The sequence below is a fragment of the Helicobacter pylori genome, assembly GCF_014498195.1.
In the GTDB taxonomy this organism is placed as follows: Bacteria; Campylobacterota; Campylobacteria; order Campylobacterales; family Helicobacteraceae; genus Helicobacter; species Helicobacter pylori_DO.
In genome coordinates this window covers 1-13,623 of the sequence record NZ_JACTGH010000022.1, presented here as the reverse complement: position 1 = coordinate 13,623, position 13,623 = coordinate 1, and the positions used below count along the sequence as shown (strand labels likewise).

The following is a 13,623-nucleotide window of genomic DNA, read 5'->3' as shown; positions in this document are numbered from 1 at the left end:
GCTAACTTTTCGGCGTTGGCTTGTTCTAAGGGGCTTAAATTTGTAGGTGTTGGTGTGGTTTCGTTTAAATTTTCGCTTGTTTTTAATAAATCCTCTTGATCTGTTAGCGGTTTTGGTGTAGGATTATTTTCATGGGGATGGTTTCCAGAGTGTAGACTGGCATCCCTGAAATCTGTAAATTTCCTATCGCTATAAAAATCAAAAATCTTATTCCCATTGTTTAAATCATCTACTACTAACCTAAGCTTAACGCCGTTATTATCCCATTCGTAAGCGTATCTAAAGCCGTTTTTAAGCCTTTCAAAACTCTCTAATAACACGCTTCCGTTTTTGATAACTTCGCTCATGTTGATTAGCTCTTCATTAGTGAGTCCGCCTGTGTTCTCTACTCCGTAATGCTTTCTTAGTATTTTTCTAGCTCCTGCGTTCCTTGATCCTTGTTCTAAAATGTAAAGGTCGTTTAAATCTATGCCTTTAATTTCGGCTTGGTCTAGCTCGCCCTTAAACACTTTTAAAACCTGTTGCTGTTCTTTAGTCAGCTTGCTTTCATCAATCTTTTGTAATTCTTGTAAGGCTTTTTCGTATTTAGTGGCTTTTTCTTTGATTTCCTCACTCGCTTGCTTGATTCCGTTAGTAAGCTCTTCAATGATTTTAAGCGTGTTGTTGCTAAATTTAGAATTTTGTGCACTTAATTCTAAATTCTTGCTAAATTCGCTTATGCTGTGGCTTCTTTCAAGCGCTCTTTTAATGTGATACTTTAAAGCGGCTCCTGCGGTGGCTTCGTTTAGGGCTTTGGGGAGTTTAATCCCTAAAATGCGATCGGGTGCGTTTCTGTATAGTGTTCCTAGCGTGAATTTAGTCCATTGGTATTTTAACGCTCCGCTTAAAGTGGTCGCTAAACCTTGGCTTAAGTTCTTCGTAATAGCGGGTTTTAGGCTTTCGGCGATCTTGGCGTCGTTTTTGAAAAGTCTATGAAAACCGCTCGCTATGTCAATGTATTCTTTAGCTTTGGGCGTGGTGAAAACATCGCTTTTAAACTCGTTCAATTTGTTTAAAAACTGCGCGCTATCAAACACCTTTAAGCTTTCATCTTGCTTTAGGCTTTGTTCCATCAAGCGATTCAACATGCTCAATTCTAGGCGTTCCTTATCTTCTAAATTCAAGCCTTTCGTTAAGGCTTGGTAATTAGTTAAATCCTTTTGCCCTTGTCCTTGTATGATTTTCATCAAGCTATTGATAGCGTCGCTTTCTTGCGTGTTTTTGTCTCGTTACAGTGTTCAGGCGTTCTTTTTCTCTGCCGTAAAACAAAATCAGATCGCTTTTGAATTTTAAAGCTTCTTGTGATAATTTCAATAATTGCGCTTTCGTGTGTTTTTTGTAGGTTTTGAAACCTATAACGCCGTTAATCACTTCAGCGCACCTAAAAACCGAATCAATGCCCGCTATCACTAAAGCCTGCAAGTTCGCTTGATCTTCTAAAGTCAAATCATACGCATGCAAGCTCCCTAAAACCTCGCTTTTAAAGTCCTTAGTGATTTTTTCTTTACAAATAGCGTTAATTTTTTCTAGCGTGAGTTCTTTGAGTCTTTCTTTAAGTATTTTTTGATCCTCGTCTATAGTTTCCATTTCTTTTAACTCCCTTGACTTGTTAGATCTTTTTGTTGTAACATTCTTTCAGACATCGCTATAGGGACTCGACCTATGGTTGCCCCTTAGAGGGTTTGGTGTCTTGTAATTTTTTGTAAGCGTTGTTATTCTTATAATCTCCGTTACTCTTATACATCGTTTTTAAAACTAATTCACTCTTTCTATTGACCGCTTGCTCTACCACTACCGCATGGCCGTTTATTTGCTTGAATGCGATCAAATTATTGTTATCCGTAAAAATAGCGTCCGCATTATCAATAAAGCTTCTGTAATTGGCTATATCTTCGTAAGTGATAGGGCTTTCTCCATTTTTGACATTAACAGAATTAACGCCATGCCTTTTGAGTATGTGGGTAATAGCATCATGATCTAAACTCGATCTTATGTTTTCAGGGTGTTTAAAGTTAGCGTCTTTTAAAAGTTCTATTTCTTTGTTAGAGGCTTTTTCTATAATCATTTTTTTGTTGTTTTTGTGTAGGAATTCAACGATTTCAGGGTTTAGGTTATTAGTTCCAAAAGTGATCGCATCTCTCCCGCTTGTAGGGATTTCTGCGTTATTTAATAGCTCTTTGATTTGCTCGTTAGTGAGTTTTTGATTAGAAAAATCAAACGCTTTCTCTTTGATTTCTTCACTCGCTTGCTTGATCCCGTTAGTAAGCTCTTCAATGATTTTAAGCGTGTTGTTACTAAATTGGGAGTTTTTAGCGCTTAAATCTAAATTCTTACTAAAATCGCTTACCGTGTGGCTTCGTTCTAGCGCTCTTTTAATGTGATACTTTAAAGCGGATCCTGCGGTGGCTTCGTTTAGAGCTTTGGGGAGTTTAATCCCTAGAATGCGATCGGGTGCGTTCCTGTATAAAGTCCCTAGCGTGAATTTAGTCCATTGGTATTTTAACGCTCCGCTTAAAGTGGTCGCTAACCCTTGGCTTAAGTTTTTCGTAATGGCTGGCTTTAAGCTTTCGGCGATCTTAGCGTCGTTTTTAAAAAGCTTATGAAAACCGCTCGCTATGTCAATGTATTCTTTAGCTTTAGGCGTGGTAAAAACATCATCTTTAAACTCGTTTAATTGGTTTAAAAAGCACACGGGGTGTGGTGTTTTGTTCTAGTGTATTAAATATTGAATAATAAAATTAAATAAGGCTTTTTGAGTATTGATATTTGATTGGAGCAGAGCCTTTCAATATTTTAAAAAGGCTAATCAAAAATATCCATTAAGGATAAAATGCTAGTACATCCTAAAACCATAAGTAATGTTAAACATTATATGGCTCCTATCAGAATACACATTGTGCGTTAAAGGTTGCGTGCCAGGCCCATTAGGATCGACTGGAACATACATGCCACAATACCCAATACAATAGCCTTTTTTGGTGATATTGCCATAATATTCTAGTTTTAAATCCATTCTAATATTATACTTATTAGAAAAATAACTCAAAAAGAGCGCGAGACTCCTTTCATCAGCCCTTGGGCTATCCGTCCAACGGCCTAAAATTTTCCAACTAAACCCTCTATATTGTGAGCCTACATACAAAAACCCATTGATAACATCAGCGCCAACGATATTGTTAATTTCTGCGTCATAAATACTATTCGTCCAAATGTTATACCCTAAAGGATCCCCATAAATACCTATATCACCATTAGCGTTACCGATATTTTTATAGACACTGCCCCCAAATTGCCACTTATTATAGTAAAAACGAGTGCGGAAGAAATAAGTTTGCCCGCTCTTGCCTAACGGCACTTGTTGGAAGAGGATAATATCATTTTGATTAGCCGGAGTGGCAAAAATGGGGAAAAACCCTACGAAAGTGCCTACAAAACGAAAGCCCTTATTATTAAAATTAGGGTTGGTGTCGTAAGTGATATTAATGCCTGGTGCATACATTCTTTGAAAGATCGCATAAAAATAAGGGTTGATTTTTAGGTTGTCTTTTTCGTATTTTAAATCAGCAATCATTAGAGCCTTACCGCTTGTATAGTAACGCCCAAAATACCAAAACCAGTCGCTTGACGCTGAAGCCCTAGCGTCTGAATACATCACTCTGAATCTGGTGTCTTTGTATTTGACAAAGCCTTCAACCCCTTGAGTGTAAGAAGTGAACCAATCATACTCTTCAGCATCATAGCGCCCCCCTTTCACGCCAAAACTGAATTTGTCTTTTTTGTAGTTGTAGCTCAAAAAAGCGTTATGCACCATGGCTAAACGAGGTTTTTGCACGTTTAAACCGCTATGTCCCGCATACCAACCAATATATTGCCAAAAGATACCCGCCCCAAAAGGATCGGTCCTAGAGCCAGGCTGGCCGTTAGGGATATTGTTGCCTTGATAAGCGGTAGAGTCATAGGGGAGCGCTGCCATCATCGCCCCCACTTCCGCTCTCAAACCCTTGTATAAACCCATGCTCAAATTCAATTCGCCGAGTAAAGAAGTGTAGCTACCTGTAGGATAAATGTCTTTAGAAGGCTGGTATCTTTGGTTGTTAAAGCCAAACTTGGTATAGCTGCTCACCTTTCCAACAATGCTCATGTTGAATTTATAAGCTTGAAGTTTGGATAAAAAAAGACCAGAAAAAAGCAAAAAAAATAGAGCGTAAGAAAAATATCTCTTAACTTCCAAAACCCTAACTCCCAAAGATATTAAAATAAAAATACAAAAAAAGGCATATCTAAGAGAATAGGGGAACTCCCTTAGAAACTATAACTGATGTGTGTCATCAAATGGCTTCTGTCTTGAGTGATGCTTTTTGCGATACCACCAATGTTTTGAGGGCCTTGCGCGAACGCCGAAGATTCAAACAAACCATTATTCAAGTTGAGCGGCTGACCGTTTGGCCCAAGGAAACCGGTTCCAGGGTTGTAACCCGCACGGATTTGGAACTCTAACCATACGAGTTTAAGACCCGCTTTAACATGCTTGCTGAACTGATAGTCTAGATACATACCGATACCATATTCCAAAGCCCTTGGAGCAGTAGTGAAGCGTTGATAAACGCTCCAACTGAACTTACCATGCTTGCCTCCACCTTTAACATACTCGGTGAACGCGTCAGCATCGGTAATGTTGTCAATCCCCGCAAACCCTAAGCTGTAGATGCCACCGACCCATTGTTCGATACCATCAAGAGCCACAGGGTTACCCCAAGTACCTAAGTTCATGTTAGGGTTACCGATGTTGAGGTAAGCACCACCAACCACAAAGTAGTTGTTAATGTCTATGTGGTGGTGCAGATAGAGCGTCGCACCACCAGGACCTTGCAAGCCGCGCCACTTACCATTATCCAAGAAAGGATCCCAAGTGTTATAACGAGCGGGCGCGTAACGACCGTATTCAGCGTTATTCCAACGATAGCTGTATAACGCATAGAAAGTCGTTCTATTCCTAATGCCCCTACCACTAAACCCCGGATTGGTATCATACTCTATTTTAATACCGGGATCTGTTTCTACTTGTGGGATAAGATACACATAAGGGTGGATCAATAAATTCTTTGTAGGGCGATAAATAATACCCGCCTTATGAATACCCCAAGGCTTTTCGCGATAGATAGGGAACAACCATTGACCATCAGCGATACCACGACCCCAAGAGCTAAAGAGCAAAAATTTCATCTTATTCGTAAGCTTGAAAGTCCCATAAAAACCTTGGAACAATTGGTAAATCCAATCCATTTGCTCCTGCTCCGTAACGTCAAAGCGCCCCATTACCATATGGACTCTGTCGCTGTCATAGGTGAGATTCGCTTTATAAACTTCATAGCGCCTTGAATGCCCGGGCAAGTAGGCGTTAGCCGGGTAGTAGTTAGGGAACAAACCGTTCCACTCACCCATATACATATAGCCAATACCCCTAGGGTCAATAATACCACCTGGCCCTTGCTGTTGCCACATTTTAGTCGCATTCATACAAAGACTCAAAGAATCCGTGCCACAAGAAGTTTTATCCCAATAGCTTGGGGGAGTAAAATCCTTTGCCCACCTATCATACCTAGTGTTATCATAAACTTGTCCGCCCAAAACACCGCCTACATTCACGGTCCATCCCCTACCTAAATGCACAGACCCCTCTAGCTTACCCGTAAGATTAACAAAAGTCTCTGTAGGATAGATACCTTTAACAGGGTTAATGGGCGAACGGTTAAAACCCACTTTGGAGAAGTTGATAAAATCCCCATGCACCTCATAAGTAACCGCCCCTAATGAACCCGTAGTGAACAATAGTGGCAAGGTCAAACGCTTTAGCAATGTAGCCACAACTTTTCGTTTCTTTAATTTCATTCCTCTTCCTTAACTTTACCTGAGAATAGATAAATTACTCTGTAAAAATAATTCTAGCATAAAAGAATGTAGAATTAGTTTAAAATCAAGCTAATTTTTCTTAAAAATCACAAAATTTAAAACGCAAGTTTATCCTTAAAGGCTTGCTCATCGCATGCAAATGGATAGGATAATCTTTTAAGACCTAATAATATATTGAAAAAAAGGCTTTTTTTAAGGCTCAATAGGGAATTTACTGATACAATAAAAAGCATTGTTTTATATAAAAAATAACAATAAGGAAAAAAATGAAAAAAATTGGTTTGAGCTTGTGTTTGGTTTTTAGCTTGGGTTTTTTAAAAGCCCATGAAGTGAGCGCTGAAGAGATTGCGGATATTTTCTACAAACTCAACGCTAAAGAGCCTAAAATGAAAATCAACCACACTAAGGGGTTTTGCGCTAAAGGCGTGTTCCTCCCTAACCCGCAAGCAAGAAAGGATTTAGATGTGCCATTACTCAATGAAAAAGAAATCCCTGCGTCTGTAAGGTATTCTTTAGGAGGCGTGGCGATGGATGATAAAAGCAAAGTTAGGGGAATGGCGTTAAGATTAGAAAACCAAAACGCTAGTTGGACAATGGTGATGCTCAATACAGAAATCAATTTTGCCAAAAATCCTAACGAATTCGCTCAATTTTTTGAGATGAGAATCCCTAAAAATGGCAAGGTGGATGAAGCAAGAATCAAAAAGCTTTATGAAGAAGTCCCATCTTATAGGAATTTTGCCGCCTATATGAAAACGATAGGGATTAGCTCAAGCGTGGCTAACACGCCTTATTATAGCGTGCATGCGTTCAAGTTTAAAGATAAGGAAGAGAAATTATTACCTGCGAGATGGAAATTTGTGCCTAAAGACGGCGTTAAATACTTAAATCCTCAAGAATTAAAGCAAAAAGATTCAAATTATCTGCTTTCTTCATTCCAACAACACCTTAAAAATAAGCCTATAGAATACCAAATGTATCTGGTGTTTGCGAATAAAAATGATGCCACTAACGACACGACCGCGCTTTGGAAAGGCAAACACAAGGAATTATTGGTGGGGACATTGAAAGTTGAAAAATACGAAGGAATGGGTTGCAATAAAGATGTGTATTTCCCAGCCGATCTCCCTAAAGGCGTAGAAGCCCCTACTGATCCCTTATTTCAAATCAGGAATGAAGTTTATGGGATCACTTTTAGCAGAAGGCAATAAAAAAGATAGGGTGGATCAATATAAATTGGTTGCAAAAATGCGTTTTTATGGGTTTAGGGAAGTGGAATTTTTGTTTAAAACTTTTAAGCGCGCCTACTCAAATCACTCGCTCTCTTATTTGAGGCGCACACACTCATGTTGGATGTTGGGCAAAAAATAACGAACATTCAATCCACCTACCACATTTTTAATACTCTTATCTTATATTTTATTTAGGCCGTATTATGGGTTTTTATGAAAGCGGCTTATTAGGTATTTCTGTAATTTTGTAATCAAAAAAGTTTTGCGAAGTATTAAAAACGCTCTGCCCTTCCATTTGTTGGCGGGTTATCCAATTCAAATCATTGTCTTTGATTTTAGAAATTTCTACGCACGCCACTTGCCCGTTAAACAGATCAAAATGCACCACAATAGTAGGAATTTTATCCGTTATCAAACGCCTTTTAGCCTCTAAAACTTTATGTTCTTTAATGTCATTGATCCCTTGAAATCCGCTTTGAACTTCTAGCAATAAATGATTGTCTAACAAAAAATCGGCTTTAGGACTTCTTTTAAAGCTTTCTATGCTCTCAAAATTATCACCACCAAAAAATTTGATGGTTTCTTTTTGCGCGCCAAAAAGACAAGCGATAAAATCTTTAAAAAACTCCGCTACCAAAAACCCGCGCATCCAAGAAAAACAAACTTCTTCAGGTCTTCTGCCTTGATTATTCAGCTTATAAATAATATGAGTGTCCACTATCTTTGAAAACACTCGCTCTATAGAGTTTTTAAAAAAGCGTTCCAATCCATACTCATTATATTTAAAACAATAAATACTATTGATAGCGCTAAAAATTTCAATAAGCCTTTTTTTGAGCGCATTTAAATAATTAAAATCAACGCAAGGCTATATGTCTTTAGCGCCTAAAAATTCCTTAAACGCATTTTGAGAATTAAAGCCTAATAAATTTCTATAACCTTTAAAATCGTTATTATCAAACATTTTTACCCCTTAAAAAATCAAAGACAGCATGAGCGAGCGCTGCACTCAATAAGGGCGGCACGGCATTGCCAATTTGCAATCTTTTAGCGCTAGCACTCCCATAAAATTTATAATTATCAGGAAAGCTTTGCAATCTTGCCCCCTCTCTAATGCTTAACGCTCTAGAGTCTCTTGGATGGATGCACCTGGAACTGCTTGGGGTAGAAAAATTTCTCGTAATGGTGGGGGCTGGTTTTTCCCACCACATTTTGGCATAGGTATTAATATAACCGCTTTTGGGGCGTAAACTTTCTGGCAAATCATCTTTATTCTGCCCGTCTTTTAGCGTTTGCATGATTTTTATCAGTTTTTCATTATTTTTAGGACTGCTATGCTCGCTTAATTCTTTAGAATTTCGCACAAATTCCAAAAAAACGTTATCCGCATTTTTAAGATAACCTAAAGCATCGCCATTTTCACCGCTTTGAATGGGCGGTAGATCCCCTAAAGCGTCTTTTAAAGAAAAATGCGTTTTTATGGGTTTAGGGAAGTAAAATTTTTGTTTAAAACTTTTAAGCGCGCCCACTAAAATCACTCGCTCTCTTACTTGAGGCACACCATAATCTAGAGCGTTTAAAATGGCATGCTCTAAAATATAACCTCTCTCTTTAAAAGCGTTACAAATTCGTTGGAACAATTGCCCTTTTTGCATAGACATCAAACCCACCACATTTTCAAAAACAAATATTTTTGGTTTCACTAAATCTAAAATCCGTAAATATTCTTTAAACAGATTCGCTTTTTCATCCATTTTTCTTTTGCCAAGCGTGGAGTAGCTCTGGCATGGTGGTCCGCCTAGTAGAATGTCAATTGGAACGCATGGCAAGTTGTGGCAATGAAGTTGCGCAATATCGCATAAAATGGTTTGTGCCTCTTTATGATTGGCTTGATAGCTTAAAATGGCGTCCTTGTCTATATCGTTAGCCCATATTAATTCAAAATGAGAATGCACAGAAAAGCCATAGCTCAATCCTCCAGCACCACAAAAAATATCTGCTACTTTATACAAGTTTTATTTTTTCGCCCTTTTCCTCATGTTAGGGTCTAAAATCTTTTTTCTGATCCTTAAATTCAAGGGGGTAACTTCTAAAATCTCATCTTCTTCAATCCATTCTAACGCCCTTTCTAACACCATAGTCCTAGGCGGGGTGAGTTTGATCGCATCATCGCTCCCGCTCGCTCTCATGTTGGTTAAATGTTTGGATTTAATGGGATTGACATCTAAATCATTATCCCGGCTGTGCTCGCCAATGACCATGCCCACATAAACCTTCGTTTGAGGGTTGATAAAAAGCGTGCCTCTTTCTTGGATATTGAAAAGGGAAAAAGCGGTCGCTTCGCCATTTTCCATGCTAATTAGCGCCCCATTTTTGCGCGATTCCACGCTCCCGCTAAAAGGGCGGAATTCCAAAAAGCTATGATTCATCACGCCTTCGCCCTTAGTGTCGGTTAAAAACTCGCTCCTATAACCGATAAGCCCTCTTGCAGGAATTTCAAATTCTAATCTTGTATAGCCATCACTCATGGGATTCATCGCTTTCATCTCGGCTTTTCTTTTGCCTAATCTCTCAATGATAGCCCCGCTAAAATCTTGGGGCGTGTCAATCACTAAATGCTCAAAAGGCTCGCATTTAACGCCATTTTCTTCTTTAATGATGACTTCAGGGCGTGAAATGCTAAACTCAAACCCTTCACGGCGCAAGTTTTCAGCTAAAATGGTGATTTGCAATTCCCCACGCCCGCTCACTTTAAACTTACCTTCGCCCATTTCTTCGCATTTCATAGCGATATTGGTTTGCATTTCTTTTAAGAGCCTGTCTTTCAATTTGTTAGCAGTAACATGCTTTCCTTCTAACCCGGCTAAGGGCGAATCATTGACAGCAAAATACACGCTCATCGTAGGCTCTTCTAAATGCATGGGATCTAAAGGCATGGGGTTATTAGGATCAACGACGCTATCGCCCACATCCATTGCGTTAAACCCGGCAATCGCTACAATATCGCCCGCATAAGCGTTTTCAATCTCAGTCCTAGCCAGCCCTAAAAAACCTATAAGCTTAGTGATACGGCCATTTTCTTTACTCCCATCGCTTTTCATCAACAGCACGCTTTCATTCTTTTTAACCGAGCCATTAAACACTCTAGCGATACCGATTTTGCCTACATAATTGTCATAATCAAGCGTGAAAATTTGCATTTGCAAAGGTTCATCCACGCTCCCGCTAGGGCTTGGCACATGCTCTAAAATCGTTTCAAACAAAGGCTCTAAATTTTTCTTTTCATCGTCTAAACTTTTCATCGCATAGCCATCTCGTGCGGCGGCATACACGACAGGGAAATCCAATTGTTTATCGCTAGCCCCCATGGCTACGAACAAGTCAAAAACTTCATCCACCACCCTATCCGGCTCAGCGGCAGGCTTATCAATTTTATTCACCACCACAATAGGGCAAATCCCAAAACTCAAAGCCTTTTTAACCACGAATTTAGTTTGAGGCATGACCCCTTCTTGAGCGTCCACTAAAAGCAACACCCCATCCACCATTTTTAAAACGCGCTCCACTTCGCCCCCAAAATCAGCATGTCCAGGAGTGTCAATGATATTGATTTTAGTGTCTTTGTAATAAATAGCGGTGTTTTTAGACAGGATAGTGATGCCTCTTTCTCTTTCCAAATCATTGCTATCCATCACCCTTTCATCCACTTTTTCCCTCTCACTAAATGTGCCAGATTGAGAAAGTAAGCCATCTACTAGAGTGGTTTTCCCATGATCAACATGCGCGATTACAGCGATATTTCTAATATTTTTCATGAATGTCCTAACAAGCAAAATTGAAATTAGAAGTATAACACAATATTATAATAGCCCCAAATGGCGGAATTTTTTGGCTAAATCCTGTTCTATAGAATGGCTTTTATGGGCTTTTAGAAAATTTTCATTCTTACCATTAGGCGGCATGAAATCGTCATTATCCCTATAAAAAAAGATAAAATAATTTTTCTTTAAATAGTAAGCCAAATGGATCAAAAACGAATCCCCTCCTATATACAAATCGCTTTCTAAAATCAGGTTTTTAACTTCTTCTAAACTGGTTTTAGCACGATAATGAGCGGCTTCATTTTGTAAAAAAGCGTATCGTTCTTCAAAATCTAAAAGCGTAACACAAAAGGGTTTTAAGAGTTTTAAAACGATTTTTAAATGTTCTAAAGGGATACTTCGCTCTATGGATCTTGTGAAAGGGTTGATCAAAATCTTTTTGGGGTTTTTTAAATTCATGGAATATTGACTATTATCAAAAACATGCCCATAAATTTGAGAAAACAACTCCTGGCGGTTTTGATAAACATTTTTAATTTCTTTATTTGGAGTGGTTATGGGAATGAATTTGTTTAAAAGAGTGCTTCTAAAATCCTGTTTTTCTAAAATCAAATGTTTGATTTTGTGCTTCTTAAGCGCTTTTAACAACCATAAAAAATCCTTCATCGCTAAAAAAACGCCTTGTTTTTTAAGATCGTAAAAAGCAGGGACATTTTCAAAAAGAGAAACGATTTCAAAATGTTTTTCGCATTCTAAAAGCTTGGCGATTTTTAAAGTCAAATGAGTACCTAGGATTTTAAGGGGTTGTTGCTGTTTGAAAGCGATTTCTTTTAAAAGGCTAAGCGTGATGAGGTTATCCCCTAAAGCCAAAAGACAAGCAACATGCATGGTTTTTCCTGATGGTGAAATGTTTAGGGTCTTTTTTTTCTATCCCTAAATTTTTTAAATAAAATTTTTCATCAAAACTATTGTTGATAAATTGCGCAAATAGGGGCAAACATTCCAAATCTTTTCTTAAAATTTTATGCGTTTTAAAAAGCGATTCAAAAATGAATTGCATTAAATCGCTGTTTAATAGTTCTTTTAACGCATGAGCGTTGATAGGGAAATTTTCTTTTAAAACAAACATGTTCGCGCTGTTTAAAAAAAGGCGTTGCTCATTGTCATAAAAAAAGACAAGCTTTGAAGAAATGAATTTATACACGATTTTTTCTCTAGCCTGATAAAGGCTTAAGGGAGCGACTTGCTGGCAGTCTTTTAAATCAGCGTTAATGAATTGGCTAGGGGCTTTTAATCTGTCTTTTAAAATATCTGAACCCCTAAAAATGGGAATGGTATTTTTTTCTTGTTTGGGGTGTAATTTTTCTTTATTGTTGCCTGTAACAATCCCTAAAGCAAAATGAGCGTTATTTTTTAAAGTGATATAGGGAATGGAAAAAAGGTAGTCTAAAATTTTATTTTCTTTATTAGAGCAATGGATATTAAAAATCTTTTTAGGGTTGTTGAAAAAAGAAGAGGGTGAGCGTTTGAACTTGCTATTTTGATAAAAGCATGAGATTTTTTGATCCTTGTTAGGGGTTTTTTTAAGCACCAAACCCACAGCCTTAGTCATTAGATTTTTAAAAGGTTTGTCAAAATCAATCAGGCTTCTAATTTGAAACTTTAAAGCCATTTCTCGCATTTTTTTAAACGCATCAATATTCAAACAACTTTCGGGTAATAATAGCCCCAAATGAGCGTTTTCTTTTAAACAATTCACACTCGCTATAAAAAAGAGCGACGCACTATCTAGGCTTTGAGAGAGGTTGAATTTCTGTTTGAAATTTTCTTTTTGGTTTTGATTGTATTTCTTACCCCATGGCGGGTTAGTGAAAATGCAATCAAATTGTGGGGTGTGTTTTAAATTTAAAAAATCTTTTTGCACAATATTAGGGCAATCTAAATGATAACGCTCTTTAATACGCTTTTTAGTCAAAGCGATAGCAAAAGCGTCCGTATCATAGCCATAAATATTTTCAACCTTAAAACCCAGTTTTAAAGCATGCATGATAAAATTCCCGCTCCCCACAGCCGGATCGCAAAAAATCGCTTGAGAAGCATCAAAATCTTTAGGGAGAGTGAAAAGTTGTTCTACTATTTTATTAGGAGTGTAGTAAATGCCTTCTAAATTTCTGGTGGTGTTAGAAAGTTCTTCTTCATAATGAGAACCCAACTTTTCTAAATCAGAGCTATTTTCTAATATTTTTAGGTATTTTAAAATCAATTCTTGATGGTTATGCGCGCCTTTTAAGGATTTGTTAGCGTATTTGTTGAGCTTGTTTTTCCCTAAATGGTTGCGGCAAAAATCTAAAAAAGAACTCGTTTTCACATAAATTTTATGATCAATTTCTAGTTTCTCTAAAAGATTGGTTTTGATCCAATTATGCACGCTGCTATGAGAAACATTGATTAAATGAGCGATTTCTCCAACAGAAAGAGCGTTTGAAGGCATTTTCCCCCCTAAAAACTATAAACGTAACTCACATTAAACACCGCAAGGCGTTTGAAAAAGAGAGAGGTATTTAACCCTTTGCCATGCGTTTCATAAAAGGAATTGACCGCTAAAGGGATTTTCAAGCCCA

The 13,623-nt window shown here is 37.9% G+C and carries 13 protein-coding genes and 1 pseudogene; 3 read left to right on the top strand and 11 right to left on the bottom strand.

Going from position 1 to position 13,623, the window contains the following annotated elements:
- From H7N67_RS07680 to H7N67_RS08165, 3 genes are all read right to left on the bottom strand, one after another.
- Nucleotides 1-1,112, bottom strand: a 1,112-nt coding sequence (locus H7N67_RS07680) for a DUF3519 domain-containing protein (RefSeq protein ID WP_187939594.1), incomplete at its 3' end; no start/stop codon positions are given.
- Between the two features lie 118 nt (nt 1,113-1,230).
- Complete coding sequence (locus tag H7N67_RS07675) at nt 1,231-1,626, bottom strand: hypothetical protein (protein ID WP_187939591.1); 396 nt, start codon at nt 1,624-1,626, stop codon at nt 1,231-1,233.
- Between the two features lie 73 nt (nt 1,627-1,699).
- Nucleotides 1,700-2,473 carry a PBECR3 domain-containing polyvalent protein gene (locus tag H7N67_RS08165; RefSeq protein WP_187939592.1) on the bottom strand — a complete coding sequence of 258 codons (774 nt, stop codon included), beginning with the start codon at nt 2,471-2,473 and terminating at the stop codon, nt 1,700-1,702.
- On the opposite strand from H7N67_RS08165, the gene H7N67_RS08160 reads away from it, so the two are divergent.
- Nucleotides 2,442-2,642: a hypothetical protein gene (locus H7N67_RS08160; RefSeq protein ID WP_187939593.1), complete on the top strand. Its 201-nt coding sequence runs from the start codon at nt 2,442-2,444 to the stop codon at nt 2,640-2,642. The genes H7N67_RS08165 and H7N67_RS08160 overlap by 32 nt on opposite strands.
- Before the next feature lie 230 nt (nt 2,643-2,872).
- Here the strand turns inward: H7N67_RS08160 and hofD are convergent, their stop codons facing one another.
- Entirely contained in the window at nt 2,873-4,270 is a 1,398-nt protein-coding gene (gene hofD / locus H7N67_RS07660; RefSeq protein WP_187939590.1) for an outer membrane beta-barrel protein HofD, read from the bottom strand.
- Between the two features lie 71 nt (nt 4,271-4,341).
- Complete coding sequence (locus H7N67_RS07655; RefSeq protein WP_187939589.1) at nt 4,342-5,928, bottom strand: outer membrane family protein; 1,587 nt, start codon at nt 5,926-5,928, stop codon at nt 4,342-4,344.
- A gap of 287 nt (nt 5,929-6,215) precedes the next feature.
- On the opposite strand from H7N67_RS07655, the gene H7N67_RS07650 reads away from it, so the two are divergent.
- Both H7N67_RS07650 and H7N67_RS08055 read left to right on the top strand, forming a co-directional pair.
- Nucleotides 6,216-7,160, top strand: coding sequence for a catalase family peroxidase (locus H7N67_RS07650; protein WP_187939588.1), 945 nt, complete (start codon nt 6,216-6,218; stop codon nt 7,158-7,160).
- Entirely contained in the window at nt 7,132-7,320 is a 189-nt protein-coding gene (locus tag H7N67_RS08055) for a hypothetical protein (RefSeq protein ID WP_232263049.1), read from the top strand. The genes H7N67_RS07650 and H7N67_RS08055 overlap by 29 nt, the downstream gene beginning before the upstream one ends.
- 72 nt (nt 7,321-7,392) lie before the next feature.
- Here H7N67_RS08055 and H7N67_RS07645 read toward each other — a convergent pair.
- The 6 genes and pseudogenes from H7N67_RS07645 to H7N67_RS07620 form a co-directional block, all read right to left on the bottom strand.
- Nucleotides 7,393-8,145: pseudogene (locus H7N67_RS07645) on the bottom strand (restriction endonuclease).
- Nucleotides 8,138-9,193, bottom strand: a complete 1,056-nt coding sequence (locus H7N67_RS07640) for a DNA cytosine methyltransferase (RefSeq protein ID WP_187939586.1) — start codon at nt 9,191-9,193, stop codon at nt 8,138-8,140. Before H7N67_RS07640 ends, H7N67_RS07645 begins: the two are co-directional and overlap by 8 nt.
- Nucleotides 9,194-9,196: 3 nt before the next feature.
- On the bottom strand, nt 9,197-10,996 hold the full coding sequence (gene typA / locus H7N67_RS07635; RefSeq protein WP_000790224.1) for a translational GTPase TypA: 1,800 nt from the start codon (nt 10,994-10,996) through the stop codon (nt 9,197-9,199).
- Nucleotides 10,997-11,041: 45 nt separating this feature from the next.
- Nucleotides 11,042-11,890 carry a glycosyltransferase family 9 protein gene (locus tag H7N67_RS07630; protein WP_187939585.1) on the bottom strand — a complete coding sequence of 283 codons (849 nt, stop codon included), beginning with the start codon at nt 11,888-11,890 and terminating at the stop codon, nt 11,042-11,044.
- Nucleotides 11,856-13,493: a class I SAM-dependent methyltransferase gene (locus H7N67_RS07625; protein ID WP_187939584.1), complete on the bottom strand. Its 1,638-nt coding sequence runs from the start codon at nt 13,491-13,493 to the stop codon at nt 11,856-11,858. The genes H7N67_RS07630 and H7N67_RS07625 overlap by 35 nt, the downstream gene beginning before the upstream one ends.
- An 8-nt stretch (nt 13,494-13,501) precedes the next feature.
- The coding region (locus tag H7N67_RS07620) for an outer membrane beta-barrel protein (protein WP_187939406.1) at nt 13,502-13,623 on the bottom strand (122 nt) is incomplete at its 5' end.

Coding starts and splice junctions, on each gene's coding strand:
- H7N67_RS07675 (WP_187939591.1), bottom strand. CDS start 1,626: ATGGAAACTATAGACGAGGATCAAAAAATACTTAAAGAAAGACTCAAA.
- H7N67_RS07655 (WP_187939589.1), bottom strand. CDS start 5,928: ATGAAATTAAAGAAACGAAAAGTTGTGGCTACATTGCTAAAGCGTTTG.
- H7N67_RS07650 (WP_187939588.1), top strand. CDS start 6,216: ATGAAAAAAATTGGTTTGAGCTTGTGTTTGGTTTTTAGCTTGGGTTTT.
- H7N67_RS08055 (WP_232263049.1), top strand. CDS start 7,132: ATGGGATCACTTTTAGCAGAAGGCAATAAAAAAGATAGGGTGGATCAA.
- typA (WP_000790224.1), bottom strand. CDS start 10,996: ATGAAAAATATTAGAAATATCGCTGTAATCGCGCATGTTGATCATGGG.
- H7N67_RS07630 (WP_187939585.1), bottom strand. CDS start 11,890: ATGCATGTTGCTTGTCTTTTGGCTTTAGGGGATAACCTCATCACGCTT.
- H7N67_RS07625 (WP_187939584.1), bottom strand. CDS start 13,493: ATGCCTTCAAACGCTCTTTCTGTTGGAGAAATCGCTCATTTAATCAAT.